Source organism: Pseudoalteromonas sp. THAF3, from assembly GCF_009363775.1.
GTDB classification, from domain to species: Bacteria; Pseudomonadota; Gammaproteobacteria; order Enterobacterales; family Alteromonadaceae; genus Pseudoalteromonas; species Pseudoalteromonas ruthenica.
This window is the reverse complement of sequence record NZ_CP045418.1, coordinates 943,554-965,642: the sequence shown is the minus strand read 5'-3', so window position 1 is coordinate 965,642 and position 22,089 is coordinate 943,554. Positions and strand designations below refer to the sequence as shown.

The following is a 22,089-nucleotide window of genomic DNA, read 5'->3' as shown; positions in this document are numbered from 1 at the left end:
AAACACTCCCCTTAGGGCTTAGCGCAAACTTTACCAGCTCAAGCTCCCAATATAAACGAAAAAACCCGCCAATTGGCGGGTTTCAATAAAGCTAGAAATGATTCTCGCTTAGAAGAAACTCACTTTAAATTCAGCACCGATGTAGCGCTCTTCATTCACCATTGCGGTGTTGTTGTTGAAGTCGATAGCACCGATAGCTTGCTGCTCATCAAACATGTTGCGTACGAAAGCTGATACTTCATACTCGTTATCACCCTGGTACCAAGTATAACCAGCACGTAGGCCTACTTCCGTTAGCGGTTTGCCTTCAAACTCAACAGACTCGTATAGGAAGTAATTGATTTCACTACGGTAAGAAACATCGGCGTAAGTGAAGAAATCACCCTCGCCCATAGGTCTCATATAGCTAAGCGTTAGGTTTGAGATCCACTCAGGCGCATGCGGTAGGCTGTTACCGTCAAGAATTGCCTGGCCACTGTTGTTAACAGGGTTGGTAACGATACATTGTGCACAGACATCAACTGCTAAGGTGTCATCTTTCAGTTCAGTGTTATTGTAACTGAGGTTAAAGGTCGCATTAAGGTTGTCGGTTAACACCCACTGGGTATCAACTTCGAAGCCATAACCGGTGGTTTCATCAGCATTCACTAAACGGTTAAAGTTAGCACCACCACCAACCGCAGTAAGCTGCTGGTCGTCCATGGTGTAATAGAATACCGCCGCATTGACACGACCACGGCCATCAAGAATATCCGACTTAATACCGGTTTCGAAAGAGGTTACGGTTTCAGACTCTGCAATCGTCACTTCGTTACCAAATAAGATACGACCTTGGATACTTGGAGCGCGGAAGCTATTTGCTACCCGAGCGTACCAATTGATGTCATCGCTCACTTTGTAATTGGTTGAGATATCCCAGCTCACATGGTCATCACTTGGGTTCTCAGTAAGGAGCAATGCACCGCCGCCGACAGGGCTTTGGGTCCGATTTGCTGAGAATTCTTTCTCATCGTCTGAGTAACGCAGACCCACAGTGACTTTCAAATCATCAGTCAAAGTGTAATCCGCTGAGCCGAATACCGCCCATGCTTTGGTATCCTGCTGTTGAATCACGTAGCCATTCAATATACCAGGCTGCGCACCATAGGTGTCATAGCTAAAGTTTTCAATGGTTAATGCTTCATCAAAGTAGAAAACACCCACTTGGTAATTGAAGTCACCGGCAAAATTACTCGATAGACGAAGCTCTTGTGTGTATTGGTCTTGATCTGGGATGCCATCGGCACTTTCAGATGGGAATGGAATAACACCCGGGCCCATGTCCGGTAAGAACGCAGCACCGTAACCACCGTCAATGTCGGCGCGCGAATAAATTTCTGCGCTTTCCCATGCAGAAATAGAAGTCAGGGTGTAAAAATCATTAACGTCCCACTCAAGCTTAAGGCTCGCACCTTGCGACTCAACCTGCTGCGTCGCGCGCGATGCAGCATCGTGGTAAACCACGTCATGCTCAAAGTTGTCGACTAAATCGTTGCTACCGCGTTTAATAGCATTGGCGCGAAAGGCGATAGGTGTACCATCAAGGTCGCGTACGTGGTAGTTAAACAAGCCGGTGAAGTCGTCACCTTCGTACAAGAATTGTACACGCGCTGCTTTTTCACTGTAGCCGCCAAGTACATCTTCTTGTTCAAAACCTGGCGCGCGGTTATCAATGTAGTCGTCTTTTTCTTGCCATAGCAAAGAGACACGCGTTGACAGGCGATCGGTTAACCCACCACCGACAGCGCCTTCAAAATCTACGGCACCACGGCTACCATATGAGACTGAACCATAGCCTTCAAATTCTTGACTCGGTTTGACCGTATCGAACTTCACCAAGCCTGCTGGGGTGTTACGGCCAAACAATGTACCTTGTGGACCACGAAGCACTTCAACGCGAGCAACGTCAAATACTGGGAAGCCTTTTAGAATGGCGTTTTCTTGAACAACTTCATCAACAACAAGCGAAACCGGTTGTGAGGCATTCAAATCGAAGTCTGTATTACCTAGACCACGAACATAAAAGCGTGGAAATGAACGACCAAACGAAGATTCAATAGATAGACTTGGGATTTTCGCATTCATAAAACGAATGTCCATGCCCGCAGAGCTATAGGCTTCTAAGCCATCACCTTGCAGTGCAGATACCGCAACAGGCACTTCCTGAGCGTTTTCTACACGCTTACGTGCGGTAATTTGAATAACTTCGAGAGAATTGTCTTTTGCTGCAGGACCTTGTTGTTCAGCAGCGATTGAAGAGAATGAAGAGCCGGCAGCGGCTGAGAACAACGCTGCGTTAATTAATGTTGCAAGCGTGGTACGTTTCATTGCTTTCATGTTGGTTTTAGCCTTTTGTACACTCTTTTGTTCAACGGTAGATATGTAGCGCCGTTTCACCTGGCACAATGTTCAATTTTGCGCGCATCCTCGAGCGCGGACCTTAAATTTGAGAGTGTAAGAGCAAAAATAAGGCTGAACATTACGGGCGAGAATTATAGCACTGAAATCTGAAATTAGTTCAGTAAAAATTCATTAATTTGCAACATTTATCTACTTTTAGATACAGGTTTGATTTTTTTAACCGATTTTAGATGCAAATAAGGACATTTGTCCTTTTAAGCACAAATTCACCCTTGCGTACCTAGACACATTTGCTATATCTCGCTCTGCCTGCATTATAGTTTTGCAAAACTCAGTGGTTCAGGCGCAGCTAATGCGATCCCTAGTCGGTTCAAGCGCTCGATAATTTGTAGGTTTAACGATTCAACTATGTGCAGATAATAGTCAAAGTCTGTGGTTTGTGCATAACTTAACACGTCTATTTTTATGCCTCTGGGCACAAACCCGCTGAGTCGTACTCGACACGGTTGGTCGGCAATATCTTGGTGCTGCTCAAGTATCTCGCGGATCTGCTCTAATAACTGCGCTAACACTTGGTGTTGAGTTGAGCGCTCAAGTACTATCTCGGGTCTATAGGCTATGCGCTCACGCTCAGATATGTTCTCAATTTCCATATCGACAAACTTGGCATTTGCTATGTGTATAACGCTGCGTTCCAAAGTGCGCATTCTCGTCGCACGCAGGCCTATCTCCTCAACAACACCAAAATAGCGACCAACACGACATACCTGACCAACTTTGACCGGCGCAGAAGCATACAAAGTAATCGCACCGATAATGTTTTCTACCGACTTTTGTGCTGCTAAGGCCAGCGCCAAGCCCCCAATTCCAAGCCCGGCAATCAGTGTTGTGGCACTAAAACCTAAATTCTCAAACCAGACTAATAAGGCAATAAGAGTCAGCAGAATCTTCACGACATTCCCTGCAGGGCGCAGTAAAAATTCGGCCTGAGTATTGTTGTTGCGTTGCAAGCGTAACGTTAGACGCAAACGAATAACATCAACGACTTTAAGCAAAAACCACGTCCACGCCAGAATTAACAAAGTTGCGCCTTCGAATATAGCCCGGGTGGCCAAGGTGGAATTAGCCTCCGAGGAGAAAGTGCGGGCCAACACAATCCCCAGTAAAAAACATAATGGCCCGGTTACTAACGCTTTTGCTGGCTGGCTCACGTCGGCTTTAGCACGCAATAGCAAATACAGAAAAATGCGCGTACTTAGATAAGCAATCAGTAAAAATGCGAGCAGGTTCAGGCTGTAATAAACCCATTGCCACAACTCAACCCCTAAAAATGCTCCATGAGGTAGGTGGCGATACAGCCACTCACCCGCTTGAGAATAACCAAACTCTTGGCGTAAAAATGGCACTTGGTTTACGGTCGCATTGGACACTTTCCATATGTAGTTACCCGGGGTGTCACCGGGCACACGCTGCAATAAAATTTGCACCGCTCCTCGTGAGGTGTCTATCTCTCCCACTAGGTCGCGATAACTAGGCACAGGCTCATTACGACTGCCTGCGAGGTGATTACTCAGCGCCTGCGTATCTACCCATAAAGTGCGATTAAGCACCAAATAGAGGGTGTGCGCGAGCTCAGCATGATTCATCGCCTGAGCTTGCAGCGATAAATTGCGAAAGTCCAAATAGTGCGCCGCACGCTCAAAGTCGCGTTGGTGGGCTGCATGCAAATATCCCTGCATAGCACTACGCGGCGTTTGTCGATTAAACTCATCAATTATTGGGTGCTCGTTAGTAGCAACCTCATTGTCTGGTAACGTAGACTGCTCGGCGTGCTCACTGTTATCCTTTGCCTGTTGTTGCTCATTGTTTAAAATTTCTTTCACCATAACTTTGGCTTCAAGCGAGTAAGGTAAAACAAGGGCAAGGGCCAAAAGCCCACATTTGAAACTACGCCAAGGGTTCATCACATCATCCATCTGTTTTCGCACTCTATAAAGCATAGCCATAAGCGCCAAACTTGCGCACGTGGGTCGATATAAATTGCCTTCAAAGCAAGCACTTGCTAGATTGACTAAGCAATTGGCACTATCAATTTAACCACTTAGCCTGTTTGCAGGCTGCATCGATAAGTAGCACGGGCGCAATCTTTTGAACTGTGTTGTTATCGCGAGGAGGGATGATGAGTATCGCAAAGTCACTACCCGGACAATGGCCCATTTTCATACTGCAAGGCTTAGTAGCAATCATATTTGCGGCCATCGCTTGGTTATCACCGCAATTAACTATCAACGTGTTAATTTTTATTTTTGCGGCCTTCTTTTTACTTGATGGCGGCTCAAGAGTCTGGCTGGCGTTAAAACAAAAAGGCCAGAACGGCTATTGGTTTGTCACCTTAATAGCCGGCCTTTTGGGGATTGTTGCGGCTATTATCACCTTGATCATGCCCCAACTAACGGCCTACGTGATGCTCTACCTCATCGCCTTTTGGGCAGTCGCTATCGGTGTTACAGAAATCGTTGCGGCAGTGAAATTAGCTAAACATTTACAGGGCACCACGCTTATATTAATCAGTGGTATATTGTCGGTGTTATTTGGTGGCTACCTTATTTTCAACCCCGGACAAGGTATTATTGCCATGCTTTGGCTAGTCGCTCTGTATGCCTTTGTGTTTGGCCTTATTTTATGTTGGCTAGGGGTTAAGTTACGCACCCTCGAGAAGCAATTCGACTAGCTCGCGCTAGTCGAATTTAAGTTATTAGTGTAAGGCTGCACGAAATGGTAAAGAGGCGCAAATTTGTGCCTCGCGCTCAATCACTTGGGCTAACCGCGCATCGACTTCAGCCTTGTCGAAATACTCATAAGCAAGCTCAACAAATAAGTTTTTATGTTTTTCTTCTGATTTTGCAATCGCGACATAAAATTCTTTGTCTTTACCAGGTGGCAACGCTTCAGCTATTAGCGCGAAGCGCTCATGGCCTCGAGCTTCAATCACAGCCGCGACCAGCAGCCGATCCATCATAAACACGTCTTTTCCATGGCGAAACATGCCTCGCAGCTGATTCACATAAGGGTCTTTTTTATCATCCCCTAGGTTCACATCGCGCTCGCTTAACAACTTAACCACTTGTTTAAAATGAATCATCTCTTCGAGCGCTAAATCAGTCATCGCTTTAACGAGCTTGCGTTTATCTGGGTAGTGAGACAGCATCGACAACGCCATGCCCGAGGCTTTTTTTTCAGCGCCAGCATGGTCTTGTAAAAATGCGTCAAAATCGGCCAGTACAGCGTCAGTCCATTGTGCTGGCGTGTGGTATTTGAGTTCGAACATAGTCAATATGATGGGTATACAAACAATGGCCGGCATTCTATACCAAATTTGCACGCACTCATACCGCTTCCCCCCTAAGCCACGCCTCAAGGTTATCGACCTTGCCGTTGCGCGTGGAGGGTACTTTCAGCGGGTGCTTTAAGTCGCGCCAAGCCATCACCTTATTATGCTGGTTAAGGTGCGCAAATTGCTTGCTCGTGCTATTGGCTCCAACAAACTGGCAAAATTGCTGAAAACTATGGGGCTCACTGATATCAATTGTCAGTAAACGGTGCGCTTGCTGAGAAAAATACGTCGATACCTTTTGCTGATGCCGCTTATAGCAATATTCAAGGTGCTTACCATCAACTAGGCTTTGTTCATTCAAAGGCGAAAATACACGATGGTAACTTGCTTTAAGAAGCGGACTAAACCCCCCTGTATCGCTCAATAAATTGGTACTCATTCGCTGCAATAAGCGTTGGATAGACTCCAGCCAACGCTCTGGTTGCCGCTGCAAGAGCACAAATTTTGCCTCAGGGAAGCGCTCAGCCAGCTCCGGGTAGTGGCTAAAGCAGGGTGTGTCGGCAACGAGCTCCGCACGCTCAAAACACGCTTTAGTATAAGCTGTGTGGGCGGTGCGAAGACCTAAATCGAGTGCAGCAGCACACACGCTGGTGGTGCCGCTGCGCGGTAAACCTATCACAAATATTTTCGACATGGCCATAGTATGGGTTGTTAAACATTGCTATGGCCGTTATTGTACTCACTGCGTTGCGTGGCTGCGAGTATTCGCTGGTTTACATGCACTGAGTTGGTCGATACACATCTGGATATCGGCAGTAATACTCGCTAAAGCGCCTTTGAGTGCTGGGTCGCGAGCTTCACTGACTGCTTTTTTTATTTTCGCCAATAACTTCTTCTCGAACTCAATGAGATCGATTATCATTGACTGCTCAGGCCTGTTAGAAAAATGACTCTTAGCTTGCGCGTACCAAGCGATCGCTGTACCCAGCCAAGTATTTTCTATACTGCTGTGATCGGGATTTTCATCCACATCGTAGACAGATAACTGGGCTTGTTCCCGTATTTTTGCCATATTAATGAAGACATGCCTGACGTTGTAGTCACTGACCTGCTCAGCTGCTTGCTTATAAAACGTCGCCGCATCTCGGTTCAGCTTTGTGATGTCTTTGGCAATTTTTTTATCACGTTTTGCTTGTGATTGGTCAAGATGAACCATATTTAGACTCCTATGGTCGCTGATGTACTTAGTTCACTTGCAATTCATATACCATTATTTATTTTATTATAATTCAGAAGGTTAGAAGGATCTTCTCGCTGGACCCGAGTAACATCTACCCGCTGACTTGTTATTTTTACAACTCTTTGAAGGAGAGTCGCACATGCGCCAGGTTAAAATGTTTGTACAACTCAGCGATCCCGAGCTGGTCTCGAAGCTGGCAAAGCTAGACGTATTAAAGAAATTTCAGCTGGTCTACGCAAACGAGTTTGAGCCGTGGGAAGCGCAAGTTGCCCATTCAGGTTGTGACATTGCACTAGTCGAAATCGAAGAGTTCACTGAACAGAATTATACTACATTGTGCGAAACTGACGCTCTGTCGCATGTTGAGTTTTTGTTTTTAAGCAAAGGCAAGCCAAACCCGTATCTTGATAAGTTGATGCGCGATGGTGCTGGGTTCCATTATCGCGCTCCATATGATTTAGAGCTGATTAGCGAAACCCTGCAAGACAGCTACGAACTGTTTGGTGAAGCTGGTCAATCAAGTAAAGCCGTTGAGTCCAGCGACCTTGACCAATTTGGTTTATTAGTCGGCTCTTCTAAGTCTATGCACAAGTTGTATCGCACTATTCGTAAGGTCGCACGCACTGACGCCAACGTGATGATTATTGGCGAAAGTGGCGTTGGTAAAGAGCTCGTTGCTAATACCATTCATATTGCTGGCGATAAGCCACAAGCACCTTTCGTTGCGATAAACTGTGGTGCGCTTTCCCCAGAGCTCATTGATAGCGAGTTGTTTGGTCATGTGAAAGGCGCATTTACAGGTGCACACCGCAACCACCAAGGGGTCTTCGATCAAGCCAAAGGCGGTACGCTGTTTTTGGACGAAGTGACAGAGATGCCATTAGAGCAACAAGTTAAGTTACTGCGCGTGCTCGAAAGCGGAGAGTATCGCGCCGTAGGCAGTCAACAAGTGAAGCATGCCGATGTGCGTATTGTTTGTGCAACCAACCGTAACCCGCAACAAGCCATTGATGATGGCATTTTCCGTGAGGATTTATACTTCCGCTTAGCGCACTTCCCTATTCGGGTGCCACCACTGCGCGATCGAGGCAATGACATCACCGGCCTCGCTGAGCATTTCCTGGCCTACCGTAATGCCCAAGAATTGAGCCACAAACGTATCGCTACCGATGCACTTAGCCGCATTGCTGCTTATAACTGGCCAGGCAACGTGCGGGAGCTAAAACACACCATTGAACGGGCAATGATCTTAGCCGATGACGTAATCAAAGCAGAGCACCTTTCATTGGGTGAGTCAGTAAGCAAAAGCGACAACAACAGCGTCGATATTCCTACTGGAATTTCTTTGGAAGAGTTGGAAAAAGCGGCAATTTTAAAAAACTTGGAAGAGAACGCCGGCAACAAAACGGATACCGCTGAACAATTAGGTGTTAGTGTGAAAACACTCTACAACAAACTAGAAAAGTACTCTCAGGACTAATCAGTTTACGGGGCTTGCTATGAACAAGCCCCGACATTCTAGCCATCATATCGGTTACGGCTTTTACCCTGCTCTCGGCCATCAAATAAATCACGTAAATCAAAGGCAAAGGCCTTTAATTTCTCTTTCATCGTTCGCTTAATACTGACTTCCACACTCCCGAGAATAATACGCCCATGGATAATAATGCGCGGTCGCTGTTTATCTTCGTATCGCGGCCCAAGTGAGACCCGCTTATTAACCAGTGACCCCATGATATTGGTGGTCTGAGTTTGCACACCTACATTCTCTGGCACCACAATTTCATCACTGCCCAAAATACAATTAACGTAAATGTGTACTTCAGGGTGAGAAAAGATAGCGTTGGTAAAGTCTAATTCAATGCTTCCCAAATAGTTGTTTAGATGAATCTCTTTAGGGACAACCCATTCACCGCTGCGTTGGTCCGAGCTTAATATGGCGGTAATTTTCTCACCATTAACCTGCTCGCTACTTTGCGTGAAAGGAGTACGCATACGTGCCGCCTTCTCGCTGTTGTAGCGTGGGTCGCTGTGCAGCGGCAGATCAGCAACCAATGTTGCTAGTTGCTCTTGGCAGCTGCAGTCATACGCTTGATCAAGGCGACGTTCAAACGCCTGCGCTGAAATTTCACCATGACTGTAATTTAAAATTAGCTGATCGATGATCTCTTCTTTTACTTGCGCTAACGGCCTGTCCTTTAAAGGAACACTCATGTTCACACTCCTGTTGTCGTTTTGCTTACCTAAGCAAAATCAGCGCCAAATATTAATTCCTTTAGTTTCAGTCAGATGGAGATTAAGCCAGTTCACCGCATTCGCCAAAACCACCATATTTACGCTTAATTAACGATATTTTAATTATCTTTACTGAGTAACTCCCCATGGCGCGGGTTGCGACGCCAAGTAGGTGAACTAAACTTCAAGTGTCACCCCAACATCCCGAGTGCCATGTTACATCTACCAACATTGATAGTGGTATCGACTTTACTAAACGCCTTTATTGGCGTCTTTTTGTTGTTGGTGTTTTACCAACGTGCACAACGAAGCTTTTTGTACTGGGGGTTATCTTGTCTGGTATTTAGTTTAGCTGAAATAAGCGCGACTCTGCGTGTGTTTATCGACTTACCGGTACTGACCCATTACAGCGCCCAACTATTGATGATAACAGCGCCATTGCTGGTGCTAAGAGGTATACTCTGGTACTGCTCTTCAAAACACCACAACCCGTTGTCTATCTATTTTATTCTGGGTTTCAGTGCGTTGTTACTGGCGTTGTTGCACCACCAACCACTGTGGGGGCAGATTTACACCTCTATGGCTATTGCCACACTATTCTTTGCCGCTGCAGCGGCTGTTAGAACCACAACCAAAGGCAATATATATGCCGCTACTTTGCTTATTCTCGTCACCTTGCATGCGCTGGTAATGTTGGTTCAAACGGGCCTGCTGCTTACCAATTTGTTGCACTGGGAGCAATCATTACTACCTTGGACCAAACAGTTAGTTCTTGCTGTTCACTTACTACTGACCACCTGCACTGCATTGGTGTTTCCAATGCTTTTTTTCATACGTTCAGAAGCTAAACTCACTAACTTAGCTAATTTCGACCCACTCACAAACTTGTACAATCGTCGTGCGTTTTTCTATGAAGGCGAAAAACGACTCGCGCAGTGTATTGCTAAGCAGCAGCCGCTTGCAGTCATGATGATAGATTTGGATTACTTTAAGAAGGTCAATGATCAGTTTGGTCACGATGGCGGAGACGCTGCGTTGCAATGGGTGAGTCAGCGCATTCGCGAGCAACTCAGAGAAGATGATTTAGCTGCGCGTATTGGCGGAGAGGAATTCGCTGTGATTTTAGCCAATACTCATCAATGCACGGCGCTCAAAGTGGGCGATCGCTTACGTAAGGCCATTGCCGAGGGCTCATTTTATTGGCACCATCAGCGCCTGCCGCTGAGCATTAGCATCGGCGTCACTTGCCGAGAAAGTGGCCATTTTGATATTAAAAAGATGCTGATTGAAGCGGATAAAGGCCTTTACGAGGCAAAAAGCCGTGGCCGTAACTGCTTGGTTGAAACCCATCATAGCGACACCACCACGGCTTCTACTGGCTAACACAAACCGACATACAAGGGTTTGAGTAATAATAACTTTTAAGAGACAATAACGCTTTTACACGGAGATCAGTAAATGCGTCACACCCTTGTCATTGCCTTGGTGGCCTTATTCACCCTGAGTGCCTGCAAAACCACAGTGCCAGTGCGAGACTTTCCTTATAATGCCATTCCTATGGCTCAGAGCCAAAACCACAGTGATAAGGATATTGAAAAAGCCATTATCAAAGCATGCCTGCAGCTCGGCTGGCAGTGTGCAGCTAAAAGCGAAGGGGTCGTTGCTGCGGTGCTCAATATTCGCACTCATCAGTTGACGGTTGATATTAATTATACCCCGAGCCAGTTTTCGGTAGAGTATGTTGACTCTGTCAATTTAAGATACGATGGCAAGAAAATCCATCGCCAGTATGTCAATTGGGTCAATAATTTAATACGCCATATTCAGGCTGAATTAGTAGTCTAACGCAACGGGGTATTGCCTCACTTTGAATGTGAGCGGTACTCCACCTTGCCGTCTTTATGTATATTAAACAACCACACCTGTGCGCCATGATAATACACAAATTCGTAGCCTGGGTATGGGCTTTGCTGTAACCGGCTGACAAAGATATTGATATCCGCTGGCGCAATTTTAAAGCGTCCCGTCGCCCGTTTTCTATCGGCATGAGTGTTAACTTGAAATGCCTTGGCCGATAGCGGCAATACCTCAGGTAGCTCTCCCTGCTCAAATAGTTGTGCTCTGTGTGCATCTGCATAACTTGCGTAATAGCGGGTTTGTGGTTCGCTACACGCCGCAAGTGATAACGTCAGTAACAACCCTGTTAGTAATCGCACTGTTTGCCCCTTTGCTCTATTCGAGCTTATAACCTAGCGACTGATCACTGACCCTAGGCTTAACTTTAGTGCAGCAACTAAGGAGGGAGCTAAAATTGCAGCTGAGCGATATTAGCGCCGCAGTAAAAGCAATGACGGCGACGAGGGCTCACCTTGTGGCCACAGTCTTTGCAGTGACTCGACGATGCGACTTTACCGTCGAGTTTGCCATCACGTAGGTCGATTTCCTCTATCTTTCGTAAAATATCGCTGCGGCTGACTCCCATATCTTGCAACAACTCCAATGCCGCTAAATTCATTAAATATAGGGAGTCGATTTTCTCTTCCAGTGCCTGCAAATGCGCACTATTACCTTGCGAACGGAGTTTGTTTTGGTCGTTCGTGACGTCATTTTTACGGATACGAAGGTCTTGAAAGGCTTGGTGTAAATATTGGCTCATAGCTATCGTCCATGGGTTATGAAAGAAGCCATAGTAACGCAAATGACACCGATGTTGGCAAGCGCTTCACTCACCCTATTGCAGTTGACCGCAGACAACGAAGGCCGCTAATCTAAAGGCACATAATAACAACAAGGATACGCTCGTGAACCACACCCGGCTTACGATATCAACACTGCTCTTGTGTATGGCCTTCAGCGCCAATGCGCAAAAGACCGAAACAGTGTCGCACCTTCAACAACAACTTCATAGTGAACAGAGCTCTGCCACTAAGCTTACCCAACACTATTTAACACGTATTGACGCGCTAAATGATAACTATCGTGCGGTGATGGCCATTAACAATAACGCCCTACACGATGCGCAGCGCCTTGATAACTTGGCTCGTGAAGGTCAATGGCAAGGACCACTTCATGGTATGGCGGTACTGGTGAAAGACAATATAGCCGTTGCTAACATGACCACTACAGCTGGGGCCTTGGCCTTAGCGCAGAATGTCAGCAGCGCCGATGCCCAGGTCATTTCTCAGTTACGCAGCGCCGGAGCCATTATCCTCGGTAAAGCCAATCTTAGCGAGTGGGCGAACTTTCGCTCCAACAGCTCTTCATCTGGTTGGAGTACCCTAGGTGGCCAAACGGCTAATGCCGTTGATGCAACCCGCAGCCCATGCGGCTCCAGTTCTGGTTCAGCCGTGGCGGTAAAACTGGGCTTCGCGCCCCTCGCGTTAGCCACTGAAACCGACGGCTCGATTGTCTGCCCTGCTGCGGCAAATGGTGTTTATGCGCTCAAACCTAGCTATGGTCAAGTCTCCCGCGTGGGTGTGGTGCCGTTAGCTGAAAGTCAGGATACCGTTGGAGTAATGGCTAATTCGCTAGCGGATGTGTTATTAGCGACTCAGGTCATCGCCGCACCCGACGCCCAAGACCCAAACCACCACGCCTTTCGCACCATCAATTACACAGAGGTAAAGCCCAGTAGGGCAAAGGAATTAACGCTTGGCTATGTTGATTACAGCCACTTTACCGCCGAGACCCAGGCTGTGTTTAAAGAGCAGCTCAAGCAATTAGAGCGCCATGGCATTAAACTTATCGAACTGCCTCAAGCTGATCTGGGTAGTATGTACCGCCAAGAGTTCCAAGTGTTATTGTATGAATTCAAACGCGATGTGAACGCCTATTTGGCCGCCACGCCAGCGCAGGTAAAGGTGAAAACGCTAAGCCAGCTGATCGCTTTTAATGAACAGCACCAAGATCGCACCATGCCCTACTTCGGTCAAGAACTGTTACGTCAAGCAAATGCCATCGATTTACAAGCCCAACGTGAAGATTACTTGGAGGCATTAAAGCAGTATCGCCTCACTGCGCATAATGCACTGCAACATTGGTTCACAACAAATCAGCTTGATGCCATCATCAGCCCCACCAACTCTCCGGCATGGAAGATTGATAAAATTAATGGCGACCATTATCTCGGTGGCGCCAGCACGCTCGCTGCCGTGGCAGGTACGCTCCACATTACTCTGCCTTTAGCTGATGTTCAGGGTCTGCCTGTAGGGTTTTCTGTTATGGCGAATGTCGGCGGCGATGAACAAGCCATTGCAGCGGCCAAAACCATTGATTCACTGCTTGAGCACACTAGCCTTTAAGCGCGTTGGCTGCCCACCACAATAAAAGCACCGCAATAGAGAGGCCAGCAATGGCCTTTGTTTTGTGTTTTCTGATCACCCGCTCGGCATGATTACCAGCAAAATATACCACCGCCGCCAAGCCAAAATAGCGAATTGAGCGCGCTATTGCACTGGCTAAAACGAACATTAATAGGGAGTACTTGGTCGCTCCCGCAGCCAGCATCGCTATTTGGAAAGGAATAGGCGCGATACCTAACGTGAGCACAAACCAAAATCCTTGTGCTTGCATCTGTTGTTTGACTTGTTCAAATTGCTCAGGGCTAGAGAACGTATCAATGACCCACTGACCGACCAGGTCAAACAAAAAATAACCGATGGCATAACCAAATAAGGCACCGACTATACAGCCCAAAGTAGCCATAAGCGCGATTAACCATAGTTTATCTCGTCGTGCTTGCATCAATGGCACCATCACCGCTTCTAAAGGAATAGGCACAATGGTCGACTCTAAAAAAGAAGCGAAAGTGATGCCTTTGAGCATATGCTTCGAGTCTACGAGTTTTTGGGTCTTATGCTTTAACGTTTTTGAAATTGCCATCCAATGTGCCTTGTATAAAATTCAAAAGTTTAGTGTGTACTAATGTCTCTGCTATTGTTCGCTCAGCAAAGAAGCTTTATAAGCTTATATTTACTACACTTAATGCAGTCTTATAGGCTTTTAGTCACGTATAAGACTGTTAAATGTCATAATAAAAACAGTGTATCAGCAGTCACTTTAACCGTTTCTGTATGGGAACCAGCGCCTATGAAGTTAAGTAACTTAATGAGCACGCCAGTGGTTACTTGTTCACCCGATGACACCCTGCGCGTTGTCAATGATATTTTCAAACGCACGCAATTTCACCATGTGCTGGTGGTAGAGCAATCGTTATTAGTTGGGGTCGTCTCTGATCGCGATATTTTTAAGGCATTAAGCCCGAATGTTGGTAAGGCCTCGGCATCCAAAGCCGACTTAGCCACTCTCAATAAACGCGTTAGCCAAATTATGACTCATTCCCCTGTTTGCTTACCAGTACATGCGCAACTTATTGATGTGGTGAAGTTATTTAACGAACATATTATTACCTGTGTACCTATCGTTAATGAACAGCGCCAACCGGTGGGGATTGTGACTTGGCGCGATATTATGCGTCTGTTACTCGAGCGTTATCAAAGCAAGGCCGGTAAATAAGCAGACACTAAAGTAACGACAAAATCTGTTCACGCTCTTTCTTGGGCATGTTACTCACCACCAAAGTGTAGGAATTATCTATCATTCTTTGGATTTCGCCCGCTGGAATGGAGCCATCCAGTATCACCGTATTCCATAGCTTTTTATTCATATGATAACCAGGGATGACCGCAGTGAAAATATCGCGCAGAGCCTGGGCTTCATCAGGGTCACACTTTAAATTTACGCGCCAGTGGCGATTGTCTTTATCCTCTTTCCCCATTTTTCCAAGCGCTAGGGTGGCAAACATTTTATCTTTTACCTTGTAGACGTCGACCCCAGGGCCAAAGGGCTGCCCCACTGAGCTCAATGGCTTAGTGAGCAAATAATCATGTACGCCTTGACTGTCCATATAAACTCCTTTTAAGGCTAAGCAAACTAGGACAAGCACTCGCCCAAGTAAGGCTTAATCTAATCATTTAATCTAATACCCCACAAGTATATTGAAAAAGTACCTCATATCCGCAACTTACTCATACTCGCCGTTAATCGCATTGCAGTTGCCAGCATTAACCCGCCCACCTAGGATGATATTTTCTGGTTAAAAAAAGTACTTACTTATGAATGCGCTAACCCCTTTGATACTCACAGCTGCGCTGCTTGGCGGCGCATCGTTGCCCGCCCAGGCCGACAACAAGACCTTTAGCTCCGAGGATATTTTTGCCCTCGAGTACGCCAGCGACCCGCAAATTAGCCCCGATGGCAAGCACATTGTGTATGTCCGTCGTGGCTACGACATTATGAAGGATAACAATAAGCAAAGCCTATGGCTCTATAGCCTGAGCAGTGATGAGCATACTCCGCTGTTTGCAGACCAATATAGCTACGCTCAGCCACGCTGGTCTCCCGATAGCACACGCATCGCCTTTACCAGTAACCGCAGTGGCTCTGCGCAAGTGCATATGCACTGGCTGGCGCAAGATAAAACGGCGTTATTATCACAGTTGCCAAAACCAGTGCGCGACCTCACGTGGTCTCCTGACGGCACACAGCTGGCCTTTACCATGACGGTGCCACAAGGCCCTTCCGATTTTGTAAAATCAGTGAAGTTACCGAAAAAACCCAAAGGCGCCGACTGGTCTGAACCGGTTACGGTTATTGACAAAGCGCGCTACCAAGCCGATGGCCAAGGCTTTTTAACGCCCAGCTTTCGTCATGTGTTTGTGCTTCCAGCCGAGGGCGGCGCACCACGGCAATTAACACAAGGCGATTATCAACATTATGGGCCATTGGCGTGGAGCCCGGATGCGACACAAGTTGTGTATGCATCAGATAAGCACCCTGATTGGGAGTATCGCACCACTGAGCTTAACCTGTATGGCGTGGATGTTGGTACCTATAGCACGACACAGCTCACCGATTTACCCGGCCGTGAGACCCACCCCCAATTCAGTCATGATGCTCAGCAGCTAGCCTTTCTATCCCGAGGTAACGCCGCTGTTCCTTACGTTAATACCGAGCTGAGCTTGTTAAATCTCAAGTCCGGGGCCGTCAAGTCACTGACATCAGCACTGGATCGCGCTGTCGGCCATTATCAATGGGCGGGCAAAGGGGATTTTGTCATTCAGTACGACGATCGCGGCCAACGTAAGCTTGCCACCCTAACCCGCGCAGGAAACATCACTGAACGCGTCAGCTCAGTCGCAGGCACATCCATAGGTCGCCCTTATGTCAGTGGTGAATTTTCCATGGCAAACAATGGTGCCCTCGCTTTTACTCAGGGCAGTGCTGAGCGCCCCGCTGATTTAGGGTATTTTCACCGCAACAAGCAGCGCACACTAACAGCGCTCAATGAGGACCTGCTCGGCCATAAAACCTTAGGGCAAGTGCATGAGTTAACGGTTGAATCGCTGTTTGATGGAGAACCTATTCATGGCTGGTATATCACCCCTCCTGATTTTGATACGACCAAGCAATACCCACTGTTGGTGGAAATTCATGGCGGCCCACACCTAGCCTATGGCCCCAGCTTTAGCGCCGAATTACAGCGCTATGCGGCCGCTGGCTATGTGGTGGTCTATATGAATTATCGCGGCTCCACCAGCTACGGCAAAGACTTTGCCTTGTTACTTGATGGTAAGTATTCCTCAAAGGAGGATTTTGCCGATCATAATTCCGCCGTTGACGCATTAATCGCTAAAGGCTTTATTGATAAAAACAATCTCTTTATTGCTGGTGGCTCAGCTGGCGGCATTGCTGCTGCCTACGCCATTGGTTTGAGCGACCGTTTTAATGCTGCGGCAATCACCAAGCCGGTGATTAATTGGGTCAGTAAAGTACTTACCGCCGACAGTTATTTAGGGCAAATTCGCAACCAATTTCCGGGCATGCCGTGGGACAACCTCAGCCACTACTGGCAACGTTCACCGCTATCGTTAGTCGGCAACGTCACCACACCGGCGATGATCATGACAGGAGAGCAGGACCGCCGCACGCCCATATCGGAGTCCGAGCAGTTCTATCAAGCGTTAAAACTGCAAAAAGTAGATACCGTACTGATCCGTGTACCCGGCTCTGCCCACGGTATTGCTGGGCGCCCCTCGCGGATGATTACCAAAATAGAGCATACACTAGCCTGGTTCGAGCGCTATAGGAAATAACCTCAACATCAGCGGGGCATTCACTGCCCCGCATAAGTTTATGGTTGCTCTTTCGACGCTTTGGTGTGCGCCAAGACAAAGAGACTATCCCAGTATTGCTGCCACTGCGCTAACGCAATCCCGTAACGATATTGATGGCCAAACAATACGCTAGTAGACGGCGCATTTTGCACAAAGCGCTGCATTGCTGCGCGGTCAATAAAGAGTGCTTGATGTGTTTGCAGTTCATGCTGTTGCGCAACTTGACGTTCAAATTGCTGTGGCTGGGCCATAATCCTTTTACTTGCCATCGTCACATAGTCGCGATATTCGCCACTGGCGGCGCTAATATGCACTGAGTGCACGCTATCGCCAAAGTGTTGCTTCAGCACAGTGCCTAAGTTTGCATAGTGATGCTCAATAAAACCGCCATAGTTTAAGTGGATATAGTGACCCCAGATAATCACTTTTTTATCTGCCAATTCACTGCTCAGTAACCACTTCACGTTGTCGGCCATCGCCAAGTCGTGCTCGTCATGACGTCGCTGCCCTGCCATCGACTGCGCCACGAGCACTAAACCATGGAGTAACCGGGCGACATACTTTGGTCCTTGGTATCCTTGCTGGTCGCTGACAGCCGTGTTTAAAGCGTGCTGGAGGCGATAGGAGGTAGCAACATAGGCTTGTTGCTGCTTTGCATTAATATGCTGTGGTTGGCGCTTCAGCACCGCTGCGTTGGTACGTTTAAATGCAGCCCAGTCGACCTCTTTAGCAACACTTGGGATGAAACGCTGACTTTGCTGGATGATAAATTCGCTTACCTGCGCCTTAGAATATTCACCACTGAGACGACCATCAAAGCCAGCCAGTTGCAAAGGCCGCTCACTGCCTCGCTGTGCGTCAATATACCGCATGAGCGCTTGCACTGGCGCACTTGCGGCGTACATATAAAAGATGTTACCCGGTGCTTGAGCAGTGATAGCTTGACCGGGCTGTTGCCAGATTTGCGCAACATCAAATAGACCGCTTTCCAGTATCAACGCATCAAAGCCTTGATGCTGGTGTAAATAACGCACCAAACAGGTCTTGAGTGCAAAATTCTGTTGCTCGCCATGGGTCAGTTCATCCAGCATAACAATACGTGCATCGCCAATCGCCTCGCCAAAGCGCGCAAAATTAGCCTGTTCACAGTGGTTATCGAGGTTTATTTTCTCTATTGTTGTGGCGCTTAATGCTGCTGCATAAAGGCTCAACAATAACGTTACTAGCCACTTCATAGACGCGCTCCTTTTTCGCCGACTAACATCCGTATTAATGTCCCATCTCGGTCAATAAAGTGGTGTTTTAACGCTGCCAATGCATGGATAGCCAGTGTAAAGCACAGCGCCCAAGCACAGTATATGTGCACCGCTAACCCCCAGTCGCTAAGCGCTGCTGAGTGAGCAACGACTTGCTGCTGAGCATCTATGTTTTGCGCCAACAACGGCCAATCGAATAAAGCAATGCCATAGCCACCAAAGCCGCTGTAAGCAGCGCCCGACACCACCATTATTACCAGCAGCACCAACAACAACCAATGAAAGCCATGCACCGCTTTCGCGCCCTTAGCTTTAGCCGTGCTCTGCCAGGGTTTGAACCAGCGCAGCACCAGTCGGGGTAGCAGCAATAGTGCCACCACCACGGCAACGGATTTGTGTAAGTGATATAGGCCATAGTCGGCGACATAGGTCATGTAATATCCCAGGGTCAGCAACCCCAAAATAAGCGCCGCCATCAGCCAATGTAGTAGTCGGTTTACACCTGCATAAGTCATTAAGTACCTCCTCTTTTTTCTTCAAAGGTACTTATTAACGCATTGATTTAAATAACTTTGTGATGAAACAACTGAGTTTGTGACGAAATGCCTGGCTGTGTGCTTTGAGTTAATACTTGCTTCAGCGCTGGTTTAAAAGTTTTGCTCACTGGTACCCAATGATCCTCACCCACTAACACCTGCGCTTTGCCATTTTCCAATGGCTTAAGCTCACGTACGTGGTGTAGGTTAATCAGGTAACTGCGATGGACGCGTATCATTGGCGCCGCGCCTAGCTGCTCACTCAGTTTTTTAATGGTGGTGCGCACCAAGTAACGGCTATCAGCATCGACAACCTCAACATAATTACCTGCAGCGCGCACATACTGAATATCACTGATAGCGAGCGCTTTTTCCATGCCCCGATGCTGCACTGTGAGACATGCAGGAGCAATATCGGCCCCGTTAACTGAGTCACGTGCTTTCACCTTGGTTACCAAGCTCAGGTAAATGGCTCCCATCACCAAAAGCACTGCAAAGGTGTACTTAGGTAGTAAATTAATGACCGCGCCAGCCCAATTAGGACCGTAAAAATCGAAATCGAGCGACACTCGGATATAACTTAGCAACAACACACTCACCACAGCACAGCTCAACAGCAGCGGTTTATACACTCGCTGAGAATGTGTTAGCGCGTATATTGCTGCCATAGATAGCACCCATAAAGCACCCCACTCTTTCACCCAAAATAACTGTGAGTCGATAAAGTCCCAGCGTGCACCACCCACGTAGTGACGCCAAAACAAGCAATAGAAATTAAATATAAAAAGCGAGGCTACCCATAAGACGCCCAGTTTCAGCGCTGGGTGGCTAAGCTGTTGCCAGCGCTGCAGCCAAGTCATGGTGTCAATCCATTGTCCCAATAGATTGGCAAAAATAACAAATCTAACGCGATAAACAAAGCCATGCAGCACAGACCAAGGTCGCATACAGCTTGCTCGAAAAAGAGCCTACATTTTGTAGGGTCTCTCACAAGTAATTCGAGGAAAATATTTATGGCGGGCGAATATCAGCGCATTTACCAGCAGTTTCAAAGCGACCCAGTGCAATTTTGGATGCACCAGAGCCAGCGCATCGATTGGCATACGCCACCCACCGAGGCTTACCATCAAGACTCACAAGGGCTTTATCATTGGTTTGCCGATGCCAAACTCAATACCAGTTACTTGGCATTAGATAGTCACGTTAACCAAGGTTATGGTGAGCGCGCAGCGCTGATTTATGACTCACCCGTCACCGCCACGCAACAAACATACAGCTACCGCGAACTGCGCGATGAAGTGGCTCACTTTGCCGGAGTCATGCGTGAATTAGGCGTCGGCAAAGGTGACCGAGTGGTGATTTACATGCCGATGATCCCGCAAGCAGTGATAGCGATGCTCGCCTGTGCACGCTTGGGCGCCATTCACTCGGTGGTGTTCGGCGGCTTTGCGGCGCATGAATTAGCGGTGCGCATTGATGATGCCACACCCAAGCTGGTGCTCGGCGCCTCTTGCGGCATTGAAGTAGAGCGTGTCATCGCTTACAAACCACTCATTGACGAAGCCCTAGCCAAGGCACATCATAAGGTGCAGCACTGTATTATTTACCAGCGCCCACAATGCCTTGCTGAATTGAGCCCCATGCGTGATATTGACTGGCATCAAGCAATGCAAACAGCCACCGCCGTTGACGCTGTTCCCGTAGCCGGAGATCACCCCTTATATATTCTATACACCTCGGGGACAACCGGCACTCCGAAAGGGGTCGTGCGCGAGCATGGCGGCCATGCCCTGGCAATGCATAACAGTATGGAAGTGGTTTACGCCATGAAACCGGCGGAGGTGTTTTGGGCTGCATCGGACATCGGCTGGGTGGTCGGCCATTCCTATATTGTATACGCGCCGCTGATCTACGGCTGTACTACGATTTTATATGAGGGCAAGCCAGTGCGAACCCCTGATGCCAGTGCCTTTTGGCGTGTGGTTGAAGAGCATCACGTAAATGCGTTGTTTAGCGCGCCAACCGCTTTTCGCGCGATAAAAAAAGAAGACCCTAATGGCGCAGGGTTTAAGCGCCATAACACGCAAAGTTTACAGCGGCTCTTTTTAGCTGGAGAGCGCCTCGATCCGCCCACTTATGAGTGGCTAACCGAAACCACCCAGTTACCCGTATTAGATCACTGGTGGCAAACCGAAACCGGCTGGGCTATTGCCTGTAACCCTATAGGCATTGAACCTTTACCAATCAAAGCAGGCAGTGCCAGTGTGCCCACCCCCGGTTTTGATGTGCATATACTTGATGTTGATGGCACCCCCTGCGCTGCAGGTGAAAGTGGTGCGGTTGCCATTAAGTTACCACTGCCTCCGGGGTGTTTACCGACCATTTGGCAAAACAATGAGCGCTTCAAAGCCGGTTACTTAAGTACCTACCCTGGCTATTATCTCTGTGGTGATGGCGGCTACATCGATGAACAAGGCTACGTGTTTATCATGGGCCGTATCGACGATGTGATTAATGTCGCCGGGCATCGATTATCCACGGGCGAAATGGAGGAAATCGTTGCTGCCCACCCCGCTGTTGCCGAATGTGCGGTGTTTGGTATAAGTGATACCTTGAAAGGCCAACTGCCGATGGCAATGGTGGTGCTGAAAGATAGTTATTCAGGGACTTGGGCTGATATTCGCGCCGAGCTTATTAGCAGAGTGCGCACACAAATCGGCGCCATTTCCTGTTTAAAAGATGTGCTGTGTGTTGAGCGTTTACCGAAAACTCGCTCGGGTAAGATACTGCGTAAAAACCTCCGTCAACTGGTTGATGGCGAAGCGCTGCAAATTCCCTCTACCATTGATGACGCCAGTATTTTCACCCAAATAGCGCAACAATTACGCAGTGCCTAAAGACCCGGAGCCCACGG

21 protein-coding genes are annotated in these 22,089 nt (G+C 47.8%); 8 read left to right on the top strand and 13 right to left on the bottom strand.

The window, feature by feature from the left end; genetic code table 11:
• Window positions 1-108: 108 nt before the first annotated feature.
• The gene (locus FIU82_RS04370) at window positions 109-2,376 is read right to left on the bottom strand and encodes a TonB-dependent receptor (protein ID WP_022945299.1); all 2,268 of its coding nucleotides are present in this window, start codon (window positions 2,374-2,376) and stop codon (window positions 109-111) included.
• Window positions 2,377-2,714: 338 nt separating this feature from the next.
• A complete protein-coding gene (locus FIU82_RS04365) occupies window positions 2,715-4,286 on the bottom strand; it encodes a mechanosensitive ion channel family protein (protein WP_172972701.1) in 1,572 nt (523 codons plus the stop codon).
• A gap of 293 nt (window positions 4,287-4,579) precedes the next feature.
• On the opposite strand from FIU82_RS04365, the gene FIU82_RS04360 reads away from it, so the two are divergent.
• Window positions 4,580-5,131, top strand: coding sequence for an HdeD family acid-resistance protein (locus FIU82_RS04360; RefSeq protein WP_022945301.1), 552 nt, complete (start codon window positions 4,580-4,582; stop codon window positions 5,129-5,131).
• A gap of 24 nt (window positions 5,132-5,155) precedes the next feature.
• Here FIU82_RS04360 and FIU82_RS04355 read toward each other — a convergent pair whose 3' ends face one another.
• From FIU82_RS04355 to FIU82_RS04345, 3 genes are read right to left on the bottom strand one after another with little or no spacing between them, the layout of a single operon-like run.
• On the bottom strand, window positions 5,156-5,728 hold the full coding sequence (locus FIU82_RS04355; protein ID WP_152440433.1) for a tRNA-(ms[2]io[6]A)-hydroxylase: 573 nt from the start codon (window positions 5,726-5,728) through the stop codon (window positions 5,156-5,158).
• Window positions 5,729-5,786: 58 nt separating this feature from the next.
• On the bottom strand, window positions 5,787-6,428 hold the full coding sequence (locus FIU82_RS04350; RefSeq protein WP_152440432.1) for a sulfotransferase family protein: 642 nt from the start codon (window positions 6,426-6,428) through the stop codon (window positions 5,787-5,789).
• Window positions 6,429-6,473: 45 nt separating this feature from the next.
• On the bottom strand, window positions 6,474-6,950 hold the full coding sequence (locus FIU82_RS04345; RefSeq protein ID WP_053910258.1) for a DUF2383 domain-containing protein: 477 nt from the start codon (window positions 6,948-6,950) through the stop codon (window positions 6,474-6,476).
• A 163-nt stretch (window positions 6,951-7,113) separates the two neighbouring features.
• On the opposite strand from FIU82_RS04345, the gene FIU82_RS04340 reads away from it, so the two are divergent.
• Complete coding sequence (locus FIU82_RS04340) at window positions 7,114-8,454, top strand: sigma-54-dependent Fis family transcriptional regulator (RefSeq protein WP_152440431.1); 1,341 nt, start codon at window positions 7,114-7,116, stop codon at window positions 8,452-8,454.
• A gap of 38 nt (window positions 8,455-8,492) precedes the next feature.
• On the opposite strand, the gene FIU82_RS04335 is transcribed toward FIU82_RS04340, so the two are convergent.
• The gene (locus tag FIU82_RS04335; RefSeq protein ID WP_152440430.1) at window positions 8,493-9,188 is read right to left on the bottom strand and encodes a LiaF domain-containing protein; all 696 of its coding nucleotides are present in this window, start codon (window positions 9,186-9,188) and stop codon (window positions 8,493-8,495) included.
• A gap of 177 nt (window positions 9,189-9,365) precedes the next feature.
• Here FIU82_RS04335 and FIU82_RS04330 point away from each other — a divergent pair, with 177 nt between their 5' ends.
• Together FIU82_RS04330 and FIU82_RS04325 are read left to right on the top strand one after the other, a co-directional pair.
• Window positions 9,366-10,592, top strand: coding sequence for a GGDEF domain-containing protein (locus FIU82_RS04330; RefSeq protein ID WP_152440429.1), 1,227 nt, complete (start codon window positions 9,366-9,368; stop codon window positions 10,590-10,592).
• A gap of 75 nt (window positions 10,593-10,667) precedes the next feature.
• On the top strand, window positions 10,668-11,054 hold the full coding sequence (locus FIU82_RS04325) for a hypothetical protein (RefSeq protein ID WP_045978237.1): 387 nt from the start codon (window positions 10,668-10,670) through the stop codon (window positions 11,052-11,054).
• A 17-nt stretch (window positions 11,055-11,071) separates the two neighbouring features.
• Here the strand turns inward: FIU82_RS04325 and FIU82_RS04320 are convergent, their stop codons facing one another.
• Both FIU82_RS04320 and FIU82_RS04315 read right to left on the bottom strand, forming a co-directional pair.
• Window positions 11,072-11,425 carry a hypothetical protein gene (locus FIU82_RS04320; protein ID WP_138588803.1) on the bottom strand — a complete coding sequence of 118 codons (354 nt, stop codon included), beginning with the start codon at window positions 11,423-11,425 and terminating at the stop codon, window positions 11,072-11,074.
• A gap of 89 nt (window positions 11,426-11,514) precedes the next feature.
• Window positions 11,515-11,865, bottom strand: a complete 351-nt coding sequence (locus FIU82_RS04315) for a hypothetical protein (RefSeq protein ID WP_138588804.1) — start codon at window positions 11,863-11,865, stop codon at window positions 11,515-11,517.
• Between the two features lie 145 nt (window positions 11,866-12,010).
• Between FIU82_RS04315 and FIU82_RS04310 the strand changes: the two genes are divergently transcribed.
• Window positions 12,011-13,510 carry an amidase family protein gene (locus FIU82_RS04310; RefSeq protein WP_152440428.1) on the top strand — a complete coding sequence of 500 codons (1,500 nt, stop codon included), beginning with the start codon at window positions 12,011-12,013 and terminating at the stop codon, window positions 13,508-13,510.
• Here the strand turns inward: FIU82_RS04310 and FIU82_RS04305 are convergent.
• Window positions 13,500-14,090, bottom strand: coding sequence for a YqaA family protein (locus FIU82_RS04305; RefSeq protein ID WP_022945313.1), 591 nt, complete (start codon window positions 14,088-14,090; stop codon window positions 13,500-13,502). The two genes, FIU82_RS04310 and FIU82_RS04305, sit on opposite strands and share 11 nt — an antisense overlap.
• A gap of 207 nt (window positions 14,091-14,297) precedes the next feature.
• Here FIU82_RS04305 and FIU82_RS04300 point away from each other — a divergent pair, with 207 nt between their 5' ends.
• On the top strand, window positions 14,298-14,723 hold the full coding sequence (locus FIU82_RS04300; RefSeq protein ID WP_045978239.1) for a CBS domain-containing protein: 426 nt from the start codon (window positions 14,298-14,300) through the stop codon (window positions 14,721-14,723).
• A 7-nt stretch (window positions 14,724-14,730) separates the two neighbouring features.
• On the opposite strand, the gene FIU82_RS04295 is transcribed toward FIU82_RS04300, so the two are convergent.
• Window positions 14,731-15,114, bottom strand: coding sequence for an MmcQ/YjbR family DNA-binding protein (locus FIU82_RS04295; protein WP_138508749.1), 384 nt, complete (start codon window positions 15,112-15,114; stop codon window positions 14,731-14,733).
• A 208-nt stretch (window positions 15,115-15,322) separates the two neighbouring features.
• On the opposite strand from FIU82_RS04295, the gene FIU82_RS04290 reads away from it, so the two are divergent.
• A complete protein-coding gene (locus tag FIU82_RS04290) occupies window positions 15,323-17,362 on the top strand; it encodes a S9 family peptidase (RefSeq protein ID WP_152440427.1) in 2,040 nt (679 codons plus the stop codon).
• A 38-nt stretch (window positions 17,363-17,400) separates the two neighbouring features.
• Here the strand turns inward: FIU82_RS04290 and FIU82_RS04285 are convergent, their stop codons facing one another.
• The 3 genes from FIU82_RS04285 to FIU82_RS04275 are packed head-to-tail and all read right to left on the bottom strand — an operon-like array spanning window position 17,401 to window position 20,122.
• Window positions 17,401-18,618, bottom strand: coding sequence for an erythromycin esterase family protein (locus tag FIU82_RS04285; protein ID WP_152440426.1), 1,218 nt, complete (start codon window positions 18,616-18,618; stop codon window positions 17,401-17,403).
• Window positions 18,615-19,154 (bottom strand): cytochrome b, encoded by a 540-nt coding sequence (locus FIU82_RS04280; RefSeq protein ID WP_152440425.1) that lies wholly within the window; start codon window positions 19,152-19,154, stop codon window positions 18,615-18,617. The genes FIU82_RS04285 and FIU82_RS04280 overlap by 4 nt, the downstream gene beginning before the upstream one ends.
• Before the next feature lie 47 nt (window positions 19,155-19,201).
• The gene (locus FIU82_RS04275) at window positions 19,202-20,122 is read right to left on the bottom strand and encodes a LytTR family DNA-binding domain-containing protein (protein WP_152440424.1); all 921 of its coding nucleotides are present in this window, start codon (window positions 20,120-20,122) and stop codon (window positions 19,202-19,204) included.
• A gap of 66 nt (window positions 20,123-20,188) precedes the next feature.
• On the opposite strand from FIU82_RS04275, the gene FIU82_RS04270 reads away from it, so the two are divergent.
• On the top strand, window positions 20,189-22,072 hold the full coding sequence (locus FIU82_RS04270) for an AMP-binding protein (protein ID WP_152440423.1): 1,884 nt from the start codon (window positions 20,189-20,191) through the stop codon (window positions 22,070-22,072).
• Window positions 22,073-22,089: the final 17 nt, after the last annotated feature.